A 25,023-nucleotide genomic window follows, 5' to 3' on the forward strand; every position below is an offset into this window, starting at 1 on the left:
CTAGATTAATCAGAGCTTAATCTAGCTATGCGAATAATTGGGTTTTGCAGGCCTGCATAGTAGCCCAATTAAACACAACAAAACGCGGATCAAAGCTTGATCCGCGTTTTTGGATTTTGAGATTAATTTAGCGGCCTGTTTTGGCTTTGACTTCAGCCGTCAAAGCTGGCAATACTTCGTTGATATCGCCAACAATCCCATAGGTTGCGACCTTGAAAATCGGTGCCTCAGGATCTTTGTTGATCGCCACGATGGTGTTTGATGAGCGCATGCCAGCCAGGTGCTGAATTGCGCCCGAAATACCACAGGCAACATACAATTTTGGCGCAACGGTTTTGCCAGTTTGGCCAACTTGGCGCTCGTAAGCAATCCAGCCAGCATCGACAACTGCGCGAGAAGCACCGTGGGTTCCACCCATCACCCGAGCCAACTCAGGGATGAGTTTTTCGTAGTTTTCAGGTGAGCCAAGACCACGGCCACCAGAAACGATCACGGTTGCATCGGCGAGGTTGACCGCGCCAGTGCGTTGCTCAACATTGCGTACTTTGGTGCGAATATTAACCGCAGGCATCGCCACATTAACAACTTCACCAGCGCCAGCGCCAGCAATTGGCTTGCCAACTTGGCGACGAACTGAGGCAATCGCTGGACGGGCAGCCCCAAAGCTCAGGCTGTTGATCACATTCGCGCCGTGTGATGGGCGAATAGCAGTCAATTGACCAGCTTCAACTCCAATGTTGGTCACATCAGGAGCAAGGCCAACACCCAATTCGGCAGCCAAGGCTCCTGTAAAATCGCGCATTTGCAACGACGAACCAGTCAAAAAGACTTCTGGTTGATGGGCTTCGATTGCAGCTTTGGCAGCAGCAACATAGCCATCGGTAGTATAGTGCGCCAAATTGGCATCATCTACTACATAGGCTTTGCTTGCGCCAGCAGCAAATGCTTGCTCAACCAAGCTCGCGGTATTGCTGCCAAGCACCAAGGCAGCCACTGCTTGACCAAGCGCATCGGCAATTTCTTTGCCTTTGCCCAATAATTCCTTGGAAATTGCCCCAACTTCGCCATTTTTATGTTCGATTAAGACCCAAACGCCACTAGCCATGAAAACACCTCATTGTGAAAGTCAAAAGTCAAAAGTCAAAAGTCAACGTCGAGATCATCAATCATGTAGAGCAAGTAGTTCATTGACATGAACTATTTTGCCTTCTGATTTTTGCCTTTTGATTTACTATAGGATTTGATTTTCAACCAATTTTTGCACTAAGCTGCTAACTTGGGTTTGCACGTTGCCACTGATCATCTCGCCAGATGGGCGGGCTGGTGGTGGTACACGATCAGCAACTTGGACATTACCAGCAACATCGCTGCCGCCAAGACCAAGGTCGCCTAAACTCCAGGTTGGGATTGGTTGCTTGCTGACTTTGCGAATCTTCAACAATGATGGGTAACGTGGCTCGTTCAAATCCTTGACGGCTGTCACAACAACAGGCAACGAGGCTTCGACCGTTTCGAGGGTATCTTCTAAGGCGCGATCAACCACAATGCTGCTTTCGGTTAATTCGTGCACTTTGAAAACATAGGTAAGTTGCGACCAACCAAGGAAGCGAGCCAAGGCTGGGCCAAATTGGCCGGTTTCGTCGTCGGTGCTTTGCTTGCCACAAAACACGATGTTAACATTATCGAGTTTCTTGATCGCGGCGGCAACAACTTTGGCAGCGCTTTGTGAATCAACATGTTCCAAAGCTGGGTCATTGATCAACACAGCTTCGTTTGCACCCATAGCCAAGGCTTTTTTGAGTGAATCAGTGGCATCATCGCTGCCAAGGCTGATCACGGTCACCTGGCCATCGTTCTTTTCGGCCCACTGCAAGGCTTCTTCAATCGCATATTCATCAAACAAATTGATAATTGGATTGATTCCGTCGGTGTTAATCTGCTTATCGGCAGTGATTTTCACACTATTTTGTTCAGGAACTTGCTTAACACAAACTACTGCGTGCATTCAAGAAACCTCCGTTGGTTTGCTGAGTGGCTCTTTTGCCACAAGCAGGCGCTGTGGCTTTGGCCATAGTATACCATAGACTCGCCGAACATGACGCACTGCGTTTAACTCCAAAAGCTCACTTATTTTGTACAATTGCTGTGCATTTGGCTGGCGTATACTCATAATAAGCCATGATCCGCCTGCCGCTGCCAGTGCTCCATGCCAGCACTTGGTTGATCGTGGCTGCTGAACGAGGAGTTTTTTGATGGATTTAAATGAGTTTGAATCGGTGCGTAGGCTGCGCAAAACCGCGTTTAAGTATTGTTGTGGCATTTCTTTAGGCGTAAGTATTTTCTTATTATTTATAAATATCATATTCTACGATACATTCATTTGGTATCTCGCATTATTGACGACTGTTTATAGCGCATTAATATTTTTATTTGAAGATAAATTCCTAATAAAAGGCTTGATTGTCAATTTAATGGGATTATTTTATATATTATTCTCAAATTTTCCCGAAACGGCAATAAATGTCGTAGAGAATTACAATGTATTACTATTAATCCCATTATCCATGGTTGGTTTGATATCAGGCTCATTTTATATGTTAGTATTCGGATTTATTGAGGCTACAATTATATTTGTAAATTTATTCATTATCAATTTACCTGATTATCATGTTGTAGCTTCAAATATGTTAATTACGGGAATCGCTTTTTTAGTAATTTGGTTTTTAGTACGATCTTTAGAAAATGCCCTGCGCCAATCATTGCATCTCCAAGCCAATTTGCAAGATTTGGTTGATGAGCGCACGGCTCAATTAGCTACTAGCGTCCAAGAGGCCAAATCGGCTCAGCGCATTGCCGAACAAGCCAACCTGCGCAAATCGCAATTTTTGGCTACCATGAGCCACGAATTACGCACCCCACTCAACGCAATCATCAACATGACCGAGTTTATCGATTGGTTTGGACCACTCAACAGTCAACAAAAAAGCTATCAGGATCAGGTTCGTGGTGCTGGCGAACATCTCTTGCACCTCATCAACGACATTTTAGACCTTTCCAAAATCGAGGCTGGCCGCGTCGAATTGCAATTCGGCCAAGTTGATTGTGGCGATATCGCCCAAGAAGTTTTGGAAACGGTACGACCGTTGGCTGAATCCAAGGGCTTACAGGTTAGCTATCACCACGCTGACGGCACTGGCTTAGCCTGGGCTGATAGTAAAGCAATTAAACAAATCGTCTTAAATCTGCTCTCAAACGCAATCAAATTTACTGAAACTGGCCAGATTCGGGTGGCGCTTGAGTTTTCAGCCACGACCGTCAACATCAGCGTGCACGATACAGGAATTGGCATTGCCCTTGAACAACAGCAATTTATCTGGGAATCGTTTCGCCAAATTCAAAGTGCTGACGACCGCGAATATGAAGGCACTGGTTTAGGAATGAGTATCACCAAACAACTCGTCGATTTGCATGGCGGCGACATTACCGTCGAGAGCGAGCTTGGCCAAGGAACCCAATTTCAGGTGTGTCTGCCCACCAAGACGGCATGGGAGCAACGTCACAAAAGTTATGTCAAATCAACAAGCGATCACACAATCTTGGTAGTTGATGATAATCCCAACACGGTTGCCGAATTTGGCCAGCAACTAGACGCAACCACTTGGAGCATCGTGAGTTGTTTAGATAGTCGCGAAGCGTTGGCGATCTATCAACAACAACACCCAGCGATCGTTGTGTTGGATGCAACCTTAGCCTTTGTCAGCGCTCACAGCTTGATCGCAGCAATCTTAGCCATCAACCCCGATCAAGCGCTATTAATCGTGACACCAACCAATGATTATAACGTGGGCTTGGAAGCATGGCCGAGTATTACCCGCCCATGGCCCCAAGCCTTGGATGCAGTACTGCACCAAACCCTTACACTGACCCAACAGCAGCAACAGCTCGCATCACTGCCCTAGCCGATAGGAGAACCAACGTTTTTAGGAGGAAGCATGCTTACCGCAACAACCCAAATCTCAGCAGGCGTGATTGAAGATAACCCGCAAAATCTAGAAATTGCGCGGGTTTGTCTGATTCATCAATTGCATGCCCACTATCAAGGTGGCTGGCGTTCAGGCCAGAGTTTCATCACCTGGCACAGCGAACATCTCAAAGTTGGCTTCGATCTTTTATTATTGGATATTCACATGCCCAAGGAGAGTGGCATCAAACTCTATCAAGAACTGCGTGAATTGCTGCCAAAAACCAAAATTATTGCTTGGACAGCCGATGTTGTGCCGCAGCGGGTTGTCTTATACCAACAAGTTGGCTTTGATGGTATGATCGGTAAACCAATTAATACCAAACGTTTTCCATTACAAATCCAGCGAATTTTGGCTGGCGAAGCTGTCTGGGAGATTTAACTGCTATGTTGGATAATGCCGAGCCAATTCTGCTGCTGGCTGAGGATGCTCAGACTGATGCCACGATTGTGCAGGTGATTGCCCAACGCTGTGGCTGGCAGGTTGTTTGGCTCAAAAGTCTCTTTGCAATGTGGCAATATTGTGTCAGCATGCTCGATCGTGAGCAGCCGCCGCTCAATTGCGTGATTATGCTTGATATGAAAATGCCTGATCCAGCATATCGCAATTTAGAAGGCTCGGTTTTAGCAACGTGGCTGAGCCATGCCATGCACGAACAACGCTTACAACCAGTGCCAATTTTTGGTATGACGACCGATAAAACTTTGCATCGCGAGTGGGAAGCCAAAATTGCTGGCTGTTATCAATTATTTGAAAAGCCTTTACGACCTGAACATTTTCAGCGTTTACAGCAAAGCTTAAATAATCCCATGCCGCCAACAATCGATGGCGTTGATCAAATTGCTTGTGAGATTATTCGAAAACAACATTTGGATATTATGCACACAGTGATTGCCGCTTATCAAAATCAAGCAGCATCAACTCCCGATGCTGCGTGGTCGTTGGATGAACTACGCGTGCTGTTGAGCCACCTCACCAATTCGATTTATTGCCCACGCCATTTGCAACAACAACGTGAGCACATTTTAGCGCGAGCGGGCGGCTTAATTCAGCTTCAGCGTTCGATCCGCGATTTTCTCACCAATCAACAACTTTCGACCTTTGAGCTAAAAATTCTCAATCGGATTTTGCAAGGCGTTTCGCAAGAGCGCATCGCAGCCCAAGAGGCGATTGGTCGGCGCAAACTTGAGGCAACAATTGAACATATTTTAGTGGCGTTTGGGCTTTTTCTCAGCAATTAATCCCCCCAAATGTACAATCTACATCCATTTGGGGGCTTTATACTGACAATTGAGCGATGAATAGGGGTTCTTTCAACGAAATCAGAAAGAACACACTCCACTGATGTGGAAACATATGGCGTAGTTATCCTAAAGGGTTTAGGGTTGCTACGCCGTTGGTTTTTAGGCTTGTAAGGCTTGTAACTGAGCATAGGCTCCATGTTGCTCGATCAAGGCTTGATGGCTGCCAACCTCAACAATTTGGCCATGCTCAATCACCACAATCCGATCAGCGTTGCGCACGGTCGAAAGCCGATGGGCCACGACAAAGGTGGTACGGCCTTGCATCAAACGTTCTAAGGCTTCTTGAATCAAGCCTTCCGAGATGCTATCCAGCGCCGACGTTGCTTCATCCAAAATCAATACCCGTGGGTTGCGAATCAAAGCTCGGGCAATTGCTAAGCGCTGACGTTGCCCACCGGAAAGCCGTGTGCCGCGCTCGCCAATAAGCGTATCGAGGCCATCAGGCATGTCGAGCACAAATTCCAAGGCATTGGCATCGCGCAAGGCTTGCTCAATTGTCGCTTCGCTCACATCATTCAAACCATAACAAATATTGTCGCGCACCGAGCCATCGAATAGCAAGGTTTCTTGCGAAACGACCGAGATATGGCGGCGATAGCTGCGCAAATCAATCGTTTGCAGATCATGACCATCAAGCAAAATTGTGCCTGCACTAGGCTGCAAAAAGCCAATTACCAAATTAAGCAGGGTTGATTTACCCGAACCCGATGGGCCAACGAAGGCAATCGTCTCGCCTGGCTGCACTTCCAACGTCACGTCGTAGAGCGATGAACGTTGGGTGTCGGGGTAGCTGAAATGCACATTATTAAATTGAAAACGCCCAGCAACTTGATTTAGGCGTTGTTTGCCTTCATTATCTTCAATATCATCGTTATCCAGAATTTCGCTGACCGATTGAACCGATTCCAAGCCTTTGCTAATTTGGGGCGCAAGGTTGGCTAGCTCCATCACCGCACCAGTTAAAATTGAGAAATAGCTGGTCATCAAAACCACATCGCCCACGGCCAAGGGCAAAAATTGGGTATAGCAAGCCCAAGCAGCGACGACTAAACACAAACCATTGAACAAGTTGAAACTGACCCACGAAGCCGCCCCAAATAGTGAATTGACCGCATCGAGGCGTAACCCAGCATGTTGAAACTGCACCAAGCGCCGATCAAGTTTGCGCATTTCTTCTTCTTCGGCGGCGTGCGCACGAGTGATTGGGATCAGTTGGATCATTTCACTCAATCGTGCAGCCAAACGCTCAACTTGATGCCGAAAAGCACTATTACTCGATTGAATTGGATTACGGGTGGTGCGCAACACAATTGCTGCCAGCGGCACGGTTGCCACAAAAAAGACTAAAAACCATGGTGAGCGAAAGGCCACCACAATAATTGCTGCCAGTAAATTTAAAATTGCCGCCGGAAAACTCTGAAACACATTGCGGGTTAATTGCTCGATAATCTCCACATCGCGCAGCACCTTGGCCTGCAACACCCCGCTACTGCGTTGATTGTAAAAACCAATTGAAATTAATTGAAGCTGCTGAGCTAACATCGAACGTAATTTACTTTCCATGCGGCGAATCGCACGGCTCAGCAAGCGAATATACACATACTGGGTTGGAATATTCTGCAATAACACAATTAACAACAAAAATCCATCAAACCATAAACGTCCAAGCCCGATCTGGCCTTGACTAGCAATAATATTAATAATGTCAGCAGTAATCAGCGGCATAATCCAAACTGGACTATGTTTAATAATATAGATCAGACTCGCCAGCGCTAATTTACCCCAATCCTCACGATATAAGATTAATAAAAGGCGCATGGGGTTTTGAGCAGTTGATTTGGCGGTGGCAGATGAACGGCGGGCGGCAAGAGATTGATTGGTCATCGGCATAGCGATACCCTACGTTTGCAAAACAATGATCGGCGCTACATTGCGTAACCCTAGTCTACCGCATATGTAAAAATTCGCATAGCACCCAGCTTGGCAGGCCATGATCAGGTTTTTAGCCACAATCAGCGCGATCAAAATAGGTTAACGTTGGCAGCTTAACCAGCTAAACCCATGATAAATAGCTTAATATTCATGGTTGATCGGTTCAAACAACCACTTTTTAATGCTTTATTTACCAAATTTCCTTAAAGTAGCTAAAAAAAGATTAAAAATCTGCTCTACTATTAGGATATGTCGTTTTTTCGATAAAAAGTTGACATTATTCCAAGTTCTTGTTATGATGCCCCCCATACCGTAGTCCTACCTACTTCCTAGTCCCCTACACGGTAATCCCAACTCAATTGTGGCAAATAAACCATCGTAACCTTGTGGGCACTCCCATAAGTTGCATTTGCTTTGCCAAAAGCGATATTTGGTTGCCACAAGCGAAAACATCACCGGATCGATATATTTAGGAATCAGCCAGCTCTCCCTCATTCACATTCCTAAATCGACCAGTAAACCATTGGCAAATCTTGCCAAATCACACAACCCTTAATCAATAAATCGGATGGATGTTCGGCTAGGTGTCTCGTTAAATTATCTGAATTAGCATTGGTTCAGATGCATTTAATCAAGTCATTACTGATCGTTTAAGGCGTTAATCAAGGCTTGATCAACGCTGGTTGCGGCTATTCATCGCAATAGCTTGAATTGCATGCTCAATGGGTATGCAAGGTAGTTAAGTTCGGCCAAAATTTAGCCTAAGGCTAAATTAAGTTCCAGCAGCTAGCTTAACTAAGCTTTGCTATACCCAAAATACTGCATCCTCTCAAAAATTCATGTGGCGCTACAATTTAGGAAGGAGTCATCAGTGATCTTAATCATCACCAAGCTTTTAACCGATACAACTGTGGTTAGTGTCCGTGAGCTTTTAGAGACCCAAGGTCAAGAGGTTGTGGTCTTAAGTCAAGAGGTTATGGAACAAAACGCCTCATTACGGATCAATCAGACTGCTGATGGTCAAGCTCAGGCAATTTTACGCTTAGATGAGCGTGAAATAAACTTTGCTACCGATGTCAGCGCTGCATGGATTTGGCGCAGCTGGCGACCAGAGCCACTGCTTGAACGCTATCAGCCATTAGTCAAACAAGCCGATGAATGGAATTTCTTTTCCAATGAATGGGGCGCATTATACAAGGGTATCGTTTTAGCGCTCAAATGTCATAATATTTTCTGCGTCAATCCACCACCATTTCACGAAGCATTTGAAGAAAAATGCGGTCAATTATGGACAGCTGCTGATGTTGGCTTTAAAATCCCAGATACATTATTTACAGCACATCTGCCATATGCACAAGATTTCTACGAGCAACACGCCGAATCAATTATTTATAAGCCATTCCGTCCATTCTTCAAAATGATCCCTCAAAAAGATGAAGAACCAAGCAAAATTGCCAAATTGTTGACTAATCGGGTTTCTAAGCAACACTTTACTAATGCACGCAATGCAATTCCTACTCCTGGGATTTTCCAACCCTACGTTGAAAAAGCCTTTGAATTGCGGATTGTCGTGGTTGGTCGTGAAATTTTTAGCTGTGCAATTCACTCGCAAAGTAGCGAACGTGCTCGCGAAGACTGGCGACGCTACGATATTCCCAACACGCCGCATCAAATCTATGCATTGCCCAATGATTTGGCCGCCAAAGTTCGCACCTATATGGATCGGCTGAACTTGGTGTTTGGTAGCATTGATATGATTGTCACCCCCGAAGGCGAGCATATTTTCCTCGAAATCAACCCCAATGGCCAATTCGATTGGATTGATCGCCTGACGGGCATGCCAATTTATGAACATTTTGCAGCAATGTTGCAAGCTGCCAGCATCGATTATCCAATTCCTTTGGCTCAGGAGGCTGTTAATGCTCAGTAAGACGTTAATTTACCGCCGCTTACCATGGATTCGTGCTTCGGAAGGACGCGATTGCGGCCCTTCGGTCTTTGCATCAGTAGCACATTTCTACAAGCATCGAATTACCTTGGAGCAAGCGCGAGCGTTGGTTGGAGCCGATCGAAATGGCACAAGTTTGGCAGGTTTGCGTGATGGTGGTCGGGCAATTGGGCTTGAATCACGGCCTGCTCAAGCGATTTATAGCGCCTTACAACATATACAATTGCCAGCAATTGCCCACCTCAAGGGTGGCGAAGGCCATTATGTCGTGATTCACAAATGGTCACCAACCTCAGTGATTGTGCTTGACCCCAGTCGTGGCTTGCGCACGCTCAGCAAAGCTGAATTTGAGGCCATGTGGAGCGGCTATTTAGTTGAATTTAAGCCCACCGCAGCGCTCAAACCTCGCGATATGGATGTTAAACCGTTCAAAACGCTCTTGCAGCTCGCCCGCCAGCACAAACTCATTTTGGGCATTGTGCTCTTTTTCGCCTTGCTTGCAACCTCGTTAGGCTGGGTAACCTCGTTTTTTATGCAAATCTTGATCGACTCGATTATCCCAAATCAGGATCAAGCGCTGCTTTTCGCCTTAGGTTTAGGGTTGATTCTCGTTAGTGTGTTTCAATCAGCGCTCCAATTTGGCCGTTTATGGCTTAGTGCCAAGGTTGGGCAGCATGTCCATCAAACCTATTCAGCCCAATATATTGATCGTCTGTTACGCCTACCCATGAAAGTATTTGATGTTCGCTGTATCCCTGGCCTCGTGTTGCGGGTTACCCAAGCCGATGGCGTGCAATTAGCGCTTTCTGAAGGATTAATCACCATTTTGGCCGATGTAGCAATGTTTCTGACTGCATTAGGGATTATCGCATTCTACAACCCAATTGCTGCCTTGATTGCTGCTGCTGCCTTACCACTTGTTTGGTTTGTTTTATTCGCATTGAATGATCGGGTTTATAATGCTCAATTAGCCTCGATTATTCGAATGGAAGAATTTACTTCGCAGATGGTCGATGTATTTGATTGTGTTCGAACAATCAAAGTATTTGGCGCTGAGACTGAATATAAAGCCTTACTCAACGAAAAATTAGCTAATTTCACAAAATCTCGCATGGACAGCCGAGTTAATATCGCATTGCCCAGCGCATGGAGCGTCTTAGCAACCTCATTAATTACTGCCTCGATTTTATGGTATGGCAGCAGCCAAGTATTTGCTGGGCGCATGACTCCAGGCGAGTTAGTTGTTTTGTTTGGGATGGTCGCATTTTATCTCCAACCAATCCAACGTTTACCTGCCACAATTCTCAATCTGCGAACCGCTTTATTGGGCATTGAACGGATGGATGAAATTACAACCTTACCAGACGAAGCTTCACGAACAAGCGAACCAATCGCATTGGCAGAAGTCAAGGGCGAAATTAAGTTCAATGATGTGCATTTTGCCTATATGCGCAACAAAATGGTGCTGAAAAAGCTCAATTTTGAAATCAAGCCTGGCGAAACTGTAGCAATTGTTGGGGAAACAGGCTCAGGTAAGACCTCATTAGCCAACTTGATCGCAGGTTTTTATCTCCCAACTCACGGCGATGTATTAATTGATGGCATCAGTACGCGCAATATCGACCCCGATGAATTACGGCGCTCGATTAGCGCTGTCTTTCAAAATACGCGGCTGTTGCAACAATCGATTCGCGAGAACATTACATTGATGCGCGATACCGATTTAGAATTAATTCGCAATGCAGCCAAAATTGCTCAGGCCGATGAATTTATTTCAGGCCAAATGTATGGCTATGAGTCGCAAGTAGCACGTGGTGGCGATAATTTCTCCTCTGGTCAAGGCCAACGCATCACGCTTGCCCGCGCATTGCTCAAAAATGCACCAATTTTAATTCTCGATGAAGCCACTAGCAACTTGGATAGCGCCACCGAGCAAGGGTTTTTACAAGCCCTCGAAGATAATCGAGCTGGCCGCACTACCGTGGTGATCGCCCACCGTCTGAGCACCATTTTACGCGCCGACCGCATTTTGGTGATGGAGAATGGCGAAATCATCGAATCCGGCAGCCATGACCAACTTGTAGCTCAAGCTGGCCATTACTACAACTTGATCAAAGGCCAAATCACCAAGCCAACCCCCGAGCCAATTGCCATGCCCGAAACCCATTTGAATCAACTCGCGGCCTAGGAAGGAACTGCGAAGCCTGCTACCTTGGATTCAAGGTAGCAGGCAGGTTGAACTTGCCTCGCATTACTAGCGGTCAACTATCATCAAGTAAGGAGGGTGTAAATTTTAACATACTATCAATAATTAAGCCTGATAGTGTGTAATTCTAAGAGTATTTTATTAAAAGAACAATTAAATTCTATCACTACCAATAAGTAGCGACAATTAATTAAGCTATTTTTGGATATATTCATTTAATAATACGTATAATTTTATAAAAGTAAATATCATTATATAATCATAAAAATACACAAATTAATCTTGACATATGCGAAAATATTTCTATAATCATGCTCATTGCTGGAATTGAACAAGAATCTATTGTTCAACAATTAATCGAATAAATTTAGAGGAGGATCAACAATGCGTGATCACACAATGCTGGTAGGAAAAACCGAAGATGTAATCATTTTCGGCCTGACCTACCTCGAAGAAGAAGCTGCTGAAATTCAAGATGTCGTTGGCTGTTTGATGCCAATTGGCAGCGAAGGCTATACCGTTACAGGTTGTGATGATTCCGACGGCGGAAATCCAGGCGAAATGATTCCCTAATTACGCTTGAATCGATGCTTGTAGCTAATTTTTCTAAAGGAGTCCTAATTATGGAATTCGAGAACACCAAAATCGAAGAACTGCCAGTCATCTTCGGCCTGACCTATCTTGAAGAAGAAGCTGCTGAAATCGAAGATATCGTTGGCTGTTTGCTGCCAATCGATGGCTATTCGGGCACCAGCTGCGACGACGTTGACGCAATTCCCTAGTTCAATTCCAATTCTTTCCGCTATCAATAATTGTGTGTAAAGGAGTGATCTTAATGGAATTTGAGAATACCAAAACCGAACAACTGCCAGTAATCTTTGGCCTGACCTACCTCGAAGAAGAAGCTGCCGAAATTGATGATGTCGTTGGCTGTATTATGCCAATCGATGGTTATTCAGGCACAAGCTGTGATGACAGCGATCAAGGCTATCAGATTCCTTAATACGTTTCGTTTGCTGTCGGTTTATTTTTAGCTATTGTGTAAAGGAGTCCAATTCATGGAATTCGAGAACACCAAAATCGAAGAGCTGCCAACAATTTTCGGCCTGACCTACCTCGAAGAAGAAGCTGCCGAAATTGAAGATATTGTTGGTTGTATCGTCATTAATGGCTTCTCGGGCACAAGCTGCGACGATAGCGACGATGGATATCTGATTCCCTAATCAATTGAGCTGAAGTGTTATCTAATGTGTGTAAAGGAGTCCTATTCATGGAATTTGCAAACATCAAAACTGAAGAACTGCCAGTAATCTTCGGCCTGACCTACCTTGAAGAAGAAGCTGCTGAAATTGAAGATGTTGTTGGTTGTATTGTGATCAACGGTTATTCAGGTACAAGCTGCGATGATAGCGACGTTCCTCCAGGTACTCAGATTCCCTAAATCCTCATTTAAGTATTAATTGGTACATTCCAGCAATCAAGCGAGCCATGGTTTTCCATGGTTCGTTTTGTTTTAGTATCGATTCAACTTAGCTATAATCATATAATGACCAATATATTTAGTAATTAGGATTAATAAATTATCACAGTCAATAACCATTAAATATATTTCATCCTGAGAATGTTGGCAAGAACCAACTACGGCAGTGCATTTCATAACTTACTGCTAGTTGTTCCATATCCAGCCAGCAAAAAATAATATCACTATACGTTATTGAATCAACTAAGTTAACTGGTTTTTCAGCCCATTTTGATTCCCAAATCGGTTCATCATAATGTTCATGCTTCTGAGCTTTTTTATGCATTTTTGGATCGACAAATCCATGATCTGCCAAATGTACAAATTTATGATAAAGCTGAATAATTGGTTTCCATAGCCGGCAAGTCTGCCAGAAATCATAGTGAATATTGATTCGGGCAAATATGCGTGCTTGGTTGATTAATTCAGTATCTTTCAAAGAATCCAATCGAGCTTTTTGCGCACGAAACGCGGAAAATGCTGCTAATAGTTTAGGGCGTTTGGCATAAAACCCTAAAATGTCGATTGTCAAATCATTATTTCCTAGGCGATTTTTAGCTGGAATAAAGATTGTTGTATAGGTAGCATCATTAAATTGACCATTTTGGGACGGCAAGTTGATTTTATCAATATAATCGTTCAGACAAACCCAAAAGACGTTTTTTGTTTGTTGATCAATTAATAATGCTAAAACTGGCCGACTTGCGCCTAAACTATGAATTATTTTAAGCAAACTAGTAGGGATATTCATAGGAAGCACTTCTAATTGATTTGGTTCCAAGTTACGCATAATTGGATGATGCGGTGGTGGGATTTCCAAGACCTGTGGTTCGATAGGAGTTGTCCAATCAAGATAACACAGCAATTCTTCCCCAATCCAAGGCTGAATTTCGGCTTGATTGATAGCTACACCAGCAATTTCAATGTTTATATGCAAACCGAGTTGCGGCAGATACTCGCTAATCTGCCAAGTATGTGGCAAAGCTTGACGCACCATTGCTACTATTTCTAGCTTCGACTTGGGATAGCTTGGCACAGTACTCCAGTTGATCGGCAATGGCAAAGCTGGGATATTTGCCCGAAATTCAGCCAATGGTTGAAGTTGATCAATACATGTTGGGCACGTTTGAACAATCGTCCGCAGCCAAGCATAAATTGGCTCAAAACTGTTCGAATCTAAGGCCGAACAGTAAACGGGTTGATGTGGCCGTCCATGTGGATCAATTTTGGCCATCAATGGCGCTAGCAGATTAACGCTTGCAAGATCAGCTTTTGTGAGCACCCATAGCTATGGCAACGTATCTTGTCAACGACCCTGCAAATTATTGTAACCCATCCCCAACCTACAACGTCTAAAGCAACGCTGAGTGTTAACGTTTGGAGGTTTGGCATGCAACGCAAACAATTATTTTGGCATTGGGCTGGCGCGGGGCTGGCGGGGGTTTTGTTACTCGTTGGTTGTGGTAGGCTACAAAAAACAAGCTACGCAGCAGGCCAATCGCTTGCCGCAATTACTCCCACTAGTGGCTATAATTTTCTGGCCTGGGATGCTGGGATGCGGGTATTGATAGTTTATGATGGAATCTATGAGAAGGAAGATTGTGAATCAAGCATGGAGATTAATAGCTCAAAAGCGATTAATCGTTGTCGAATCGTCTTCGATGATGGAACAATTGTTGTGTGGCAAATTACAGCTCTTGATAATCAGCCAATCGAGTTAATTATTAACGAAACCAACTATCCCCTTCCCGAGGCAGATAATCTAGTCATCATTCATACTCAAAATGGAGCAATTCAAGTGGAGCAACAACAACGCAAGCTTGGCGAGATTAACTTTACGGCAAAAGCAATTGATGCTTGGATTAAAGCCGATCCGCTGACTGCTCCAATCGTTTTCCCCGAAAACTAATCGCTTTTTCATTAATTTAGATAGGGCAGAAGCTGCAAAAGTAGGCGAAACGAGGAGCAGCAACGAAGCCAATTTAACAGCTTCGTTGCCAATTTTCACATTGCAAATAAGGCCGTGGTGCGGGTACGAATCGCAATCCCCATCAAGAAGAAACCCAACAAGCCATAAATTAATGCTTCAAAACGATTATCACGGCCTCGTGTAAAAGCAAACGTTGCCGGAATCGAAATAACCGCGACTGCCGCATACAAAATATGAAAGATATCACGCTGTGGGCGAGCACCGCCGATATACAGCAAAATTCCGACAATTGCCTCAGCAATCACAAGGCCTTCGCCAATCACCAAAGCGCCCCAAAAATCGCCAGTGATCGAACGCCCAGTAAAAAACAGAAAACAGCCCCAAATGCCAATAATGATCATAAAGAGCATAAAGGCAATTTGCAGCCGATCATGCAACAGATATAAGATGTTCATTGAAAGTCCTTTGCTAGGGGTGAGGGGCTAGGGATTAGGGGTCAGGGGCTAGCTAGCCTAGTTACTTAACACTTCAACACATTAGTATGCCTAATCCCTAATGCCTGATCCCTGACCCCTACGGCCTACCCTTCCAATTTGCGCCGCAATGCGGCGATTTCGCGTTCAACATCGGCCACATAATTATCGAGCCAACCAGGAGCTGACGCGCCTAATTGATTTTGGCGCATGCGCAAACGGCGTAATTCGCGCTCATGTTGGCGCAATTGTTCACTCAGCGAGGGGGCATATGGCTCAGGAATTGGCTCGGCCAGCGCTGAATCGGGCACTTCATCCAAATATTGCACCACCAACTCGCTGACCAAATCGCTGACTTCCATCGAACGGGCACGACAAAGCCGCTCTAAACGATCGCGTTGTTCAGCAGGTAAGACAACTCGACAAGGCAAGGTAAAGAAACCGTCGCTCATGATTCCTCCGTTGCGGATGGCCGCCAAACACTGATAAGGAGCAAGCTCCACCAGAGATATATCATATCACCGCCAAGCATGGTTTGGTCAAGCATGCCATGAATTACTAAATCTGCCAAAATTGCCAGCACAACCAAGCCCAAAGCCTGTTTGCTGCCCCACCAACGCCAAATCTGCCAACCAAGCATAGCCAAAACGACCAGCAAACCGAGCAAACCCAATTGTAACCAGACATCAAGCAGCAAATTATGCGGATGCGCCAAGGTCAAAAAGCGAATCTGCGGAATTCCATAGCGGCTTGGCTCAAGTTGGGCAAATTGATCAAGTCCAAACCCCAACACTGGCTGATCTTGCACCGCTCGCCAGGCTGAAGCCCAAATTTCTTGGCGAGCCGAGCCAGTGCCCTCGCCAAACCGCAACACACGGGCCAGCAAACTGGGCTGAATCAGAGCAAAGCCTGCTAAACCAACCCCAGCCAAACCACCAGCGCCAAGCAACAAACGCCAACGACGTTGCAGCAGCAAAATCAAAGCAGCAGCGCCAGCCACGCCCAGCCATGCCCCGCGAGTGAAGGTCAACAAGACACCGAAATTTAATGGTAAGCTAAGCAACCATGCCAATTGGCGTTGTTTGGCCGATTCGGCACACAAAGCCAAGGCCAAGCTGCCAGCCAAACCAGCGCCCAAATAAACGCCCAAGGCAGTCGAGCTTGGCAACAGACCGATCAAGCGCGGTACGCCAGTCGTGGCCCAAACGCCTTCGCCCAAAGCAAAACGCACCAAACCATCGCCAGCGACCCAAGCCGCCATGACGATATAGCTCCAGAGCATACTTTGGGGTTTAACCCGCTGAGTTGCCAATAAGATCAAGACCACACAAGCCCAAATCGCTGGCTCGATGATTGTGCGACGCAATTCGCGCAAGGCTGTCGCAGGCTCGACCAAGCCACTAGAGCCAAGGCTTAATCCAGCCGCCAGCACCAAACCTAAGGCGAAAACGCCAATCGGCCAATACCAACGAGCTTTGAACCAAGCAATACTAGGCCTTTGGCCGCCTCGCCAGCGCCAAACCACATGCAACAGCAAGCCAGCAATACTAATACCAAACAAGGTTTCGTTGAGCGGAAAGCTCAAGCTACCAACCAAGCGGGCACGATAATACAGCGGAATCGCAAGCAACGGCAGACAAGCGGCTAAACTTGGGCGTAAGCCAATGAAGCCAACTAATGCGAGCAGCCCAATTGCCGCCACAGGCCATGGCAAGCCAAACCATGCCGCCAACGCCACGCCTGCCGCCAACATCAGCCAATCTTTGGCTAATACATCACGTAAAACCCACCATAACAAGCCTGCCAAACTTAAGGCTAAAATGCTAGCCAAGGCCCAACGCCACCATGGCCGTGGATTGGTTTGGCTAGTGCTGGTTTGTTGCAAGGTTTGGGCATATTGGTCAAGCACCTGACGATAGGTTTGATCAAGCTCACGCAGTTGGCGTTGGCTATAACTGGATCGACCAACCTCAATCGCAGCTTGGGTCGCTTGTTCAAGCGTGCCATTGCTAATCGTAATTGCGCGGGTATGAAAATAGTTGCTGCTTGGGGCTAGCCAATCGCTGCGGGTTCCAAGTGGTGGTGGATACAGTTTAAGATGCTCGACGATTGGCCATGTAGCTGAACGCAATTGCTCGGCCAATGCGCCTAAATCGCGAGTTTGGCCCATCAAGGCCGTATCGTAGGCTTGCAAAGCATGGCGCTCATGCTCGGCTGCTAACGAGGCTTGGGCTAATAATTCAACATCAGCCGCCAATTCGCGCCGCGCTTGGGTTTGTTGCTCGGGGCTAAGTTGGGCCAATTGCACGCCACGACGCTCGAAATCGCCACGTTCGCCATCAAGCAGGCTAGCTGCAGCGACGGCAATTTGGCGTTGCTCAGCCTGTTGATCAAGCATGACAAGGCTCGCCTGCACCAAGGTTGCTGGCGCGTTGGCATTCGATAAAGCTGGCATTGGTAAAAATAATGCCCAACAGCTAAGGCCCAGTAAAAGCAAAGCCAACACTCGATCAAACTGGCGCGATTGAGCCATACATTATCTTTCCAAACTGCTATACCAGATCATGAGGTTGATATCCCACTTCAAGCAAGTTAACTATTGATGAATGTGGGAGTAAACATCCTGCACCCGAATCCTGCCCAGAGGGGTTACCAGCAACCACAAAGCAGGCTAGGATCAACCACGGTTCATCGTTGCTGAAGCTTAGGCATCACGAGACGGTGGCGCTTGTTGGGCCAACACGCTTGCAACATCGGGCGGTTGCCAATCGGCGGGTTTAAGCTGTTTACCATCGGCTCGGCGGGGGCCAGTGGTTTTGGCCAAATTTGCCCGATGCACTTCAGCAAACACCGGATTCAAATCAATGCCATAGGTTAGGCATAGGCCATAGGTAACATACAGTAAATCAGCGGCTTCTTGAGCAATAGCAACCAGATCTCCAGCGTTAACCGCCGCTTGGAGTTCGGTATATTCTTCCTGAAGTAATGTTTGGCGCAAAGCTTGCACAGCGAGAGATGGCAGTTGGGGGGTCTCTGGCAACTCCATTCCAATCGCCTCGTGAAATGCTCGCACCGCAGCGCTATGATCTGGCATCGTCAACCTCAAACCAATGAACCGCGTTTATCCTACCCGTGATCAGCGAATGCTGCAACTGATGGCCCTGTTTTTGCCGTCATAGTCGCATCACAATCCCTAGTTTCGGAGCCTTTTCGCATGACAATGTACTCACGCCAGATTGACGCGCAGACCCGTACTGCGCAATTCTCCTATGATCCACGTGGGATCTTATGGATCATCTCGCTCCCTGCAGCCCAAGAAACGCCTGCTGACGCGACTGAAAATGTAGCAGTCATGCAACGGCTCTTGGCGAATCGGCCAAATAGTGCAGTTATTCTCGATATGCGAGCCTTAGAAGCGATCGATCGTGAAGCTCGCCATATTTATACGAGCGGCGATACAAAATTCCCCACCCGAGCCTTAGCGATCGTGGTCGAATCGGCTACCAGCCGCATCACTGGCAATCTCTATATGACGATTAGCCGTGGGAGCGGTCGCCCAACCCGCATGTTTCAAACTCCCGCCGATGCTGAAATTTGGGCGGTTAATCAACTTAACTAATTAAAAAGTGTTAGGCGAGGGGATGCTAGCTAGCCTAGCATCCCCTTTAGTGGTTAAAGCGCCACTATTTGTCAATCATTACAAGGCTTCGTTTAGTGCTGTATGTTGGACACAGCGAAAGCCTGTGCCATTGCTAGGTTGATCATCAATTTGCTCGTTGCTAATGCGCCATGTGCTATGTAAAACGCCGGCCATGCTGGCGAACGAGCCACCTCGGCGGGTATGGCGAGCCGTCGGAATTAATGGCCCACGTGGGTTGATGGTATCTTTAGCGTGATAGGCGTGAGGATCATACCAATCGGCAGTCCATTCGGCAGCGTTACCAAGCAGATGTGCCACCCCATAAGCACTTTGACCCTCAGGCAGACTATCAACATTCATTAATGGTGGGCTGAGCTTGCCTTGGGTAAAATTCAGTTTAGCGGGCTGCCAATCGTTGCCCCAAGGAAAGCGCCAAAGCTGCTTACCACGGGCAGCGACCTCCCATTCGGCCTCAGTTGGTAAGCGTTTGCCCAACCAAATACAATAGGCTTGAGCTTCGCTGGGAGTTATTTGCACCACTGGTTTATCCAAATGTTCAGTAATGGCTGAATTTGGGCCATGAGGATGCCGCCAATTGGCTCCTTTGATTAATTCAAACCCGTTGCTATCGCTCCAGACATAGCCTGCACCTTGGGTTTCAGCTTGGGTTAAGAGGCTAGGATGGGCCTCGCTGTAGCGCAGAAAATCACGATTACTGACCTCAAAGCGATCGATGGCAAATGCATCAAGTTGAATTAAACGCTGTGGTTGTTCATCGGCAAACCATGAGCTATCGCAGCCAGTCTGATGCACTTGGCACAACCGCGTATATTCAGCAATATCGGCATCGCTACTGCCTTGCACATATTCGCCAGATGGAATTAAGGCCATGTTGCTTGGTGTATGGGTAGAGGCTGCCGTCGCTTGAAATAAGGAAACCATTGGCCAAGCAAGCAGGCTGATCAGCCCAACCAAGCCCAGCCATTGATAGAACTTGTTGGGAAAACGTGGCTTAACCGGAATACTTGGGGTTCGGGTTGGGAGGGTGGTGAGCGAATCTGGTGCATCAACTTGGGGATTGACAACCTGTTTGAGGGTACTTGGGGCTTGGTTGGGAATAATGCTTTGGACAACGTGGTTCAGCAATGCTTGATCAAGCTGCTGTTTGAAACCACTTTGCAGATAGCTCTCAAGCCACGTTGTCGTCAGTGGTTCAGGTGGAATAATACTAGTAGCACTGAGGATTGTGATGAGCCATGGTTGGGTTGCCCGACCTTCGGCCAGTACAATCCAAATTAATGCGGCTAAAGTTTTATCTTCGACCATCACTCGTTGACGGGAAGCATAGCGTAATGTACGTAGTGTATCAACCCCGATGCTCAAGCAATCGGCTATATGCGCTTCTGTACTTGGCATGGAGCCACTTCGTTGACTTTGGACTAACTTTAACCCATCCCCGACTGCCCGACAAAACTGCTGACGATTGGTAATATCAGCCATTGTGCTACCTCCATTAAGCACGATCAAACACTGCTAGCTTACCTCATATCTATACCATTTTGAATCCTCTTCTGTAATGTTTTAGAGAAGTCTGTAGCTCCTCTACAGGATTCTCTGTACTTTATTAGAGACTATTTGCTCAATCTTCTTCAACTACCCTCCAGTGCCTTCCATTTACTAAACTGCTAGGCTAGAAGTATCTATTCCTGGCATCGAAAGGAGGTATTGATTGATGACATGTTTGGTGGGGCTGTTGCTGCTTTTGGGGCTGGCAAGCATCCTGGTGCTGATTGCGCTACCCAATGGTCGGCGCTTGGAAATGTTGCAATGGTCGGTACGTGGGTGTTTGGTTGTCGTGGTCAGTTTGCTGGGCCTGAGTTGTTTTCTTGGCAGCCTGTTGCTGTTGTTGAGGGCACGATGAAGATTTGGCTGCAAATTGATGCCACTCCCGGTAATTTAGCTGGGCGGGCTGGCTTAGGCTTGGTCATTCGCCAAAACGATGGGGCGATTTTGCGCTGGGCAATGCAGCAAGCTCGTGCCGACACCAATAACATAGCGGAATATCAAGCTTTAGTTCATGGGTTGCGTTTGGTGCAACGCTATTACCCCCAAGCCCATGTCATTTGCCTGACCGATAGTTTGTTGATTGTTGATCATCTGGCTGGACGGTGTGCTGTGCGCACGCCGCACTTACACCCGTTGCATAGCCAAGCTTGCCAATTAATCAGTCGTTGTGTGAGTTTTCGCGTCGTGCATATTCGGCGAGCCTACAATCGCCTCGCCGATGCCCTCGCTTGGGAGGCACTCAGCGGAACCAAGGCCTTGGTGCAATGGGTCAATACAACACAGGAGCATCTGCATGAGTAGTTTGGAACAGCATGTTGATACCTTACTTGAGGATGGCGCGGCATTATTAAATGGCAACCCGAGCCAAAAACTCATCCAACAATTAACGTTTAATGGGTTAGCCACTCCGCCACAACTAATTGCTCGTCGATTTTTGGGTAAGTTGGTTGATGTTTTAGTACCGCCAGCTTTTACGGCGATTCTGAGTGGTCCGCAAGGGTTGCGGCGTTGCCTAACCAGCGGTAGCTACAATCTTTGGGATATTCCGCGTGGGCCAGTAATGGTGCAATGGGTTTCGATGAGCCGCATGCGCCGCGAAATTGGGCCAATCGAAGGTTGGAGCGCCGATAAATGGCGTGTTCGCTTTACGGTCGTCGTCGATTTCGAGGTCTGCGATCCCTCTCTGATTGCGACTCATCAAGCCCCACTCATCGTGCTCGAAGATGTGGTGCGGAGCGCTGCAATGCAGCAATTCGAGCGCATGAGCCACGAAGCGTTGACGGGCTATGATCCCGAGATTGGCGGGATTGATCGGCCTGCCTTGCGCATGTTTGAGCAATTGAGCCAAGAACCAGCTTTGGCTGGCCTGACCCTGATTCGCTTGCAGATTCTTGATCGAGCTGGCGATCTGCGACGCATTGAGGCGGCAACCGAAACTGCCGTTGCCATTGCCCAGCTTGAGGAAGCAACCCGTTTGCAACGTGCCGAAGATCAAGCAGCCTTATTGACGATTGATGGGCAGGTGCTGCGCCAATCGGCGGAAGCAGCCTTGCGCATGGCCGCGACAATTGATGAAGGCCGCGAACAGCTTGCCCGCCATGATATTGCCGCCCAACGCCATGCGCTCGATGCCCAATTGCATGTGCTCGAAGCTAATATGCGGGCACAGGTGGCCGAAATTGCCCGCGAGGAGCAAGCTTGGCAACATGAGCAACAACGCCTGATGCTGGAATGGCAAAGCCAAATTCAAGCCCAACAAAACGAGCAAACCCACGATCAGCAATATCAAATGTTGGATCTTCAACATCGGTTTGAGGCCTTGCATGCTGAACGCGCTCATGAAGTTGAAGAACGTCGCCACCAACGCGAGCGTGAGTTGCGAGCCATGCAACAGCGCCACGAACAGGTATTAATCAATCAGCGTGAACGGCTCGAACATTGGCGTTCACAGCATGAACGATCACTCCAACTAAACCAACAGCAACATCAAGAGCAATTGGCCTTGATTCAGGGCACAACCACGATTGCTAGCCAAGCAGCTGGCTATATGGCTCAATTTGGGATGCCAAGCCGTCGCATCGGCAGCAACGATTTGGCCCATGATCCAACCTTAATTGCTGGTGAGGGCTTGCGCAGTTTGCGTATGCTCCAAGAGCAATTACAACCCCAAATCACTGAGCAAGCCGCCCCAAGCGAGGCCAGCGATGCTAGCCATTGATTGCCAAGCAACCCGCTTGAATCTGCCAGCGCTTTGGACTCCTGCCCATGGCTTGTTGTTTGAGCAACGGGCAGTCTCTGTGGCACGCTGGGTGTTGCCAATTCAGGCCTTGCCGCCGACCAACGGACTGCCACGCTGCATTCATCAACAATGGTTGCGCTGGTTGGCAGGCTGGCATGGCTTGCCCGATGCCGCTAACACCCGTTTGCAATTGCGAATTTGGCGACATGCCCATGGGTTGAGTTTGAGCTATGTGGGCATGGTTTGGCATGAACAGGCCAGTATTGCCATGCAGATTGCCCAAACTGCTGCCCGTTGGATGCATGCGTTATTGCCAACCGGCTATGCCTGCCAAGTGATCGAGCAGCATGAGCAATTAATTGACCAGTTGCAGGATCAATGGCTGCGCAGTTTGCCCTATCAAGCCTTTGTGCGCTTGCAACATCAGGCTATCGTGGCTCAACCTTTCGTTTCGGCCTACCCGAGCCATGCCTGGCAAGCCAGTTTGCGAGCCTTGTGGGCCAGCGCTAGCCCCAGCCTGATCTGCCTCACTGTTCAGCCAACCCAACTCTACCCCGAGGAACGAGCCGAACTTCAGCGCCAGTCTGACCAACCAGCAGCCCAACTGGCCCAACGCTGGCAGCATTGTTGGCAGCGGAGCTTGTTGGTTTGTAGTACAGATCCGTTGTTGCTGGTGGCAGGGTTGCAAGCCGACCACGCACCGAGCTCACAACAACAATTACTTGATATTTGTTTGCCGCAGGCCGAAGAGCATGCTGCTGCTTTGGCCGAGGTTTGCTGGGGCAATTGTGAGCCATGGGCCACAACTGATTGGGCTTATCAACGTTTGGCTCAATTGATTGCCAACGAACAACTGATGACCTGGCTCAGCTTGCCCGATTTAAGCCCCAACGAACGCCAAACCTATCAAATTTCCAGCACGAACCCTATGGAGGAAGCCTATGCAGCCACGTTATGAATCGGCCATGTTGGCCGAAATTGCCAGCGTCGATAATTTAACCCGCGCTTGGAGCCATGTGCGGCGTAATATTCGCATTTCGCAACGCGGGCGTTCGCATGGCCCCGATGCAGTAACAATTTTAGATTTTGAGGCCGCTTGGGTTGAGCATATGCAACAGTTGGCGATGGAATTGCAAAGCCAAATTTATCGGCCTTTGCCACCACGGCGGCTTTTTTTGGATAAACGTGATGGTGGTAAACGCAGCATTGCGATTCTGGCCGTGCGCGACCGGATTGCCCAACGGGCGGTGTTGCAAATTCTTGAGCCAGAAATCGAGCCAACCTTTTTGGATTGTTCCTATGGTTTTCGGCCTTACGTTGGTGTGCCGCATGCGCTCACCCGAATCGAACGCTACCGCCAGCAGGGGTTGCAATGGGTTGCCCACGCCGATATTAGCGATTGTTTTGGCACAATCGATCATCAAATTTTGCTCAGTCAATTGCATCAACGGATTAGCGATCGCGCCGTCGTCGAATTAATTAGCCAGTGGCTGAGCGTTGGCGTGATGGAGGATGCTGCAACCACCGAGGCCAGTAATTGGTGGGATGACGGCGAAGATCTGCTTGAACGCTTGGCAAAACATGGCGAAGATTTGCTCTGGCCAAATCAGGTGGGCTACCCCCAAGCTAGCTCGACCTATGATCCACAGACCCTAGATTTTGAAGCCAGCCGCACTGATAGTTTGCGCAAACGGGCTTTGCAAGGCCTCGCTAGCAACGCCGCCTTGTGGGGCATAACCCATAGCAAACGGGTTATTAGTGGCTTGCGTAGTTTGGCTCCGTTATTAAAACAAGTGCCTGGTGGCGGCCTGACATGGGGTGCTGCCGGAATCGCAACCTTAGCCTTGATTCCGCTGAGCCAACGTTTGTTGCGCCAGCGTGAACGCGGCACGCTCCAAGGTGGGGCAATTTCACCGATGCTCGCCAATATCTACCTCGATTCCTTTGATCGGGCGATGACTGAGCGTGGCCATATTTTGGTGCGCTTTGCTGATGATTTTGTGCTGCTCGGGGCGCATCAAGCAGCGGTTGAGCAAGCCCTTGCCGATGCAACCAATGTGCTCAAACGCCTACGCCTCGCCACCAAAGAGAGTAAAACCGGCGTGCAGCATTTCAACGATGGTCTGACTTTCCTTGGGCATCGCTTCGCCGTTCAACCCCAAGCTGAAGCCGAACGTTGGTCAAGCTTCGAAGCTGCTGAGCGGGCGATTAAAGAGCGATTACGCAAACCTCGTAAATAAGCCA

The 25,023-nt window shown here is 47.6% G+C and carries 27 protein-coding genes; 18 read left to right on the top strand and 9 right to left on the bottom strand.

Translation table 11 applies throughout. The features are described from left to right. Positions 1-127: 127 nt before the first annotated feature. Entirely contained in the window at positions 128-1,105 is a 978-nt protein-coding gene (locus ABEB26_RS10300; RefSeq protein ID WP_345721906.1) for an electron transfer flavoprotein subunit alpha/FixB family protein, read from the bottom strand. A gap of 126 nt (positions 1,106-1,231) precedes the next feature. Then, positions 1,232-2,005, bottom strand: coding sequence for an electron transfer flavoprotein subunit beta/FixA family protein (locus tag ABEB26_RS10305; RefSeq protein WP_345721907.1), 774 nt, complete (start codon positions 2,003-2,005; stop codon positions 1,232-1,234). Between the two features lie 679 nt (positions 2,006-2,684). Here ABEB26_RS10305 and ABEB26_RS10310 point away from each other — a divergent pair. From ABEB26_RS10310 to ABEB26_RS10320, 3 genes are read left to right on the top strand one after another with little or no spacing between them, the layout of a single operon-like run. Further along, positions 2,685-3,959, top strand: coding sequence for a hybrid sensor histidine kinase/response regulator (locus ABEB26_RS10310; protein WP_345721908.1), 1,275 nt, complete (start codon positions 2,685-2,687; stop codon positions 3,957-3,959). A gap of 33 nt (positions 3,960-3,992) precedes the next feature. After that, positions 3,993-4,403: a response regulator gene (locus ABEB26_RS10315; RefSeq protein ID WP_345721909.1), complete on the top strand. Its 411-nt coding sequence runs from the start codon at positions 3,993-3,995 to the stop codon at positions 4,401-4,403. A 5-nt stretch (positions 4,404-4,408) separates the two neighbouring features. Beyond that, positions 4,409-5,263 (top strand): response regulator, encoded by an 855-nt coding sequence (locus ABEB26_RS10320; RefSeq protein ID WP_345721910.1) that lies wholly within the window; start codon positions 4,409-4,411, stop codon positions 5,261-5,263. Between the two features lie 162 nt (positions 5,264-5,425). Here the strand turns inward: ABEB26_RS10320 and ABEB26_RS10325 are convergent, their stop codons facing one another. Then, entirely contained in the window at positions 5,426-7,210 is a 1,785-nt protein-coding gene (locus ABEB26_RS10325; RefSeq protein ID WP_345721911.1) for an ABC transporter ATP-binding protein, read from the bottom strand. A gap of 919 nt (positions 7,211-8,129) precedes the next feature. Between ABEB26_RS10325 and ABEB26_RS10330 the strand changes: the two genes are divergently transcribed. From ABEB26_RS10330 to ABEB26_RS10360, 7 genes are all read left to right on the top strand, one after another. Next, positions 8,130-9,188, top strand: a complete 1,059-nt coding sequence (locus ABEB26_RS10330; protein WP_345721912.1) for an MvdC/MvdD family ATP grasp protein — start codon at positions 8,130-8,132, stop codon at positions 9,186-9,188. Further along, positions 9,178-11,394, top strand: coding sequence for a peptidase domain-containing ABC transporter (locus tag ABEB26_RS10335; protein ID WP_345721913.1), 2,217 nt, complete (start codon positions 9,178-9,180; stop codon positions 11,392-11,394). The genes ABEB26_RS10330 and ABEB26_RS10335 overlap by 11 nt, the downstream gene beginning before the upstream one ends. A 402-nt stretch (positions 11,395-11,796) precedes the next feature. Next, complete coding sequence (locus tag ABEB26_RS10340; protein WP_345721914.1) at positions 11,797-11,985, top strand: herpeto-tandem family RiPP; 189 nt, start codon at positions 11,797-11,799, stop codon at positions 11,983-11,985. 50 nt (positions 11,986-12,035) lie between these two features. After that, positions 12,036-12,194, top strand: coding sequence for a herpeto-tandem family RiPP (locus ABEB26_RS10345; RefSeq protein WP_345721915.1), 159 nt, complete (start codon positions 12,036-12,038; stop codon positions 12,192-12,194). A 53-nt stretch (positions 12,195-12,247) separates the two neighbouring features. Continuing rightward, on the top strand, positions 12,248-12,415 hold the full coding sequence (locus ABEB26_RS10350; protein WP_345721916.1) for a herpeto-tandem family RiPP: 168 nt from the start codon (positions 12,248-12,250) through the stop codon (positions 12,413-12,415). 55 nt (positions 12,416-12,470) lie between these two features. Continuing rightward, the gene (locus ABEB26_RS10355; RefSeq protein WP_345721917.1) at positions 12,471-12,635 is read left to right on the top strand and encodes a herpeto-tandem family RiPP; all 165 of its coding nucleotides are present in this window, start codon (positions 12,471-12,473) and stop codon (positions 12,633-12,635) included. Between the two features lie 47 nt (positions 12,636-12,682). After that, positions 12,683-12,853, top strand: a complete 171-nt coding sequence (locus ABEB26_RS10360; protein WP_345721918.1) for a herpeto-tandem family RiPP — start codon at positions 12,683-12,685, stop codon at positions 12,851-12,853. Between the two features lie 169 nt (positions 12,854-13,022). On the opposite strand, the gene ABEB26_RS10365 is transcribed toward ABEB26_RS10360, so the two are convergent. Continuing rightward, entirely contained in the window at positions 13,023-13,967 is a 945-nt protein-coding gene (locus tag ABEB26_RS10365; RefSeq protein ID WP_345721919.1) for a hypothetical protein, read from the bottom strand. A 20-nt stretch (positions 13,968-13,987) separates the two neighbouring features. On the opposite strand from ABEB26_RS10365, the gene ABEB26_RS10370 reads away from it, so the two are divergent. Continuing rightward, positions 13,988-14,185, top strand: a complete 198-nt coding sequence (locus ABEB26_RS10370) for a hypothetical protein (RefSeq protein WP_345721921.1) — start codon at positions 13,988-13,990, stop codon at positions 14,183-14,185. Between the two features lie 136 nt (positions 14,186-14,321). Then, positions 14,322-14,840, top strand: coding sequence for a hypothetical protein (locus tag ABEB26_RS10375; RefSeq protein WP_345721922.1), 519 nt, complete (start codon positions 14,322-14,324; stop codon positions 14,838-14,840). 95 nt (positions 14,841-14,935) lie between these two features. On the opposite strand, the gene ABEB26_RS10380 is transcribed toward ABEB26_RS10375, so the two are convergent. The 4 genes from ABEB26_RS10380 to ABEB26_RS10395 all read right to left on the bottom strand — a co-directional run bounded on the left by ABEB26_RS10380 (position 14,936) and on the right by ABEB26_RS10395 (position 18,428). Next, positions 14,936-15,316: a hypothetical protein gene (locus tag ABEB26_RS10380; protein ID WP_345721923.1), complete on the bottom strand. Its 381-nt coding sequence runs from the start codon at positions 15,314-15,316 to the stop codon at positions 14,936-14,938. Between the two features lie 125 nt (positions 15,317-15,441). Next, the gene (locus ABEB26_RS10385) at positions 15,442-15,786 is read right to left on the bottom strand and encodes a hypothetical protein (RefSeq protein ID WP_345721925.1); all 345 of its coding nucleotides are present in this window, start codon (positions 15,784-15,786) and stop codon (positions 15,442-15,444) included. After that, a complete protein-coding gene (locus ABEB26_RS10390; protein ID WP_345721926.1) occupies positions 15,783-17,867 on the bottom strand; it encodes an O-antigen ligase family protein in 2,085 nt (694 codons plus the stop codon). The genes ABEB26_RS10385 and ABEB26_RS10390 overlap by 4 nt, the downstream gene beginning before the upstream one ends. Positions 17,868-18,038: 171 nt before the next feature. Next, a complete protein-coding gene (locus ABEB26_RS10395) occupies positions 18,039-18,428 on the bottom strand; it encodes a dUTP diphosphatase (RefSeq protein ID WP_345721928.1) in 390 nt (129 codons plus the stop codon). 120 nt (positions 18,429-18,548) lie between these two features. On the opposite strand from ABEB26_RS10395, the gene ABEB26_RS10400 reads away from it, so the two are divergent. Then, positions 18,549-18,953, top strand: coding sequence for a DUF7793 family protein (locus tag ABEB26_RS10400; RefSeq protein WP_345721929.1), 405 nt, complete (start codon positions 18,549-18,551; stop codon positions 18,951-18,953). Between the two features lie 78 nt (positions 18,954-19,031). Here the strand turns inward: ABEB26_RS10400 and ABEB26_RS10405 are convergent, their stop codons facing one another. Beyond that, a complete protein-coding gene (locus tag ABEB26_RS10405; RefSeq protein ID WP_345721930.1) occupies positions 19,032-20,474 on the bottom strand; it encodes a formylglycine-generating enzyme family protein in 1,443 nt (480 codons plus the stop codon). A gap of 232 nt (positions 20,475-20,706) precedes the next feature. Here ABEB26_RS10405 and ABEB26_RS10410 point away from each other — a divergent pair, with 232 nt between their 5' ends. The 5 genes from ABEB26_RS10410 to ABEB26_RS10430 are packed head-to-tail and all read left to right on the top strand — an operon-like array spanning position 20,707 to position 25,019. Next, entirely contained in the window at positions 20,707-20,895 is a 189-nt protein-coding gene (locus ABEB26_RS10410) for a hypothetical protein (protein WP_345721931.1), read from the top strand. Beyond that, complete coding sequence (locus ABEB26_RS10415; RefSeq protein ID WP_345721932.1) at positions 20,892-21,341, top strand: ribonuclease HI family protein; 450 nt, start codon at positions 20,892-20,894, stop codon at positions 21,339-21,341. The genes ABEB26_RS10410 and ABEB26_RS10415 overlap by 4 nt, the downstream gene beginning before the upstream one ends. Further along, the gene (locus tag ABEB26_RS10420; protein WP_345721933.1) at positions 21,334-22,758 is read left to right on the top strand and encodes a hypothetical protein; all 1,425 of its coding nucleotides are present in this window, start codon (positions 21,334-21,336) and stop codon (positions 22,756-22,758) included. Before ABEB26_RS10415 ends, ABEB26_RS10420 begins: the two co-directional genes overlap by 8 nt. Continuing rightward, positions 22,745-23,737, top strand: a complete 993-nt coding sequence (locus tag ABEB26_RS10425; RefSeq protein WP_345721934.1) for a hypothetical protein — start codon at positions 22,745-22,747, stop codon at positions 23,735-23,737. Before ABEB26_RS10420 ends, ABEB26_RS10425 begins: the two co-directional genes overlap by 14 nt. Next, the gene (locus tag ABEB26_RS10430) at positions 23,721-25,019 is read left to right on the top strand and encodes a reverse transcriptase domain-containing protein (RefSeq protein WP_345721935.1); all 1,299 of its coding nucleotides are present in this window, start codon (positions 23,721-23,723) and stop codon (positions 25,017-25,019) included. The genes ABEB26_RS10425 and ABEB26_RS10430 overlap by 17 nt, the downstream gene beginning before the upstream one ends. Positions 25,020-25,023 lie beyond the last annotated feature (4 nt).

It is taken from the genome of Herpetosiphon gulosus (assembly GCF_039545135.1).
GTDB lineage: Bacteria > Chloroflexota > Chloroflexia > Chloroflexales > Herpetosiphonaceae > Herpetosiphon > Herpetosiphon gulosus.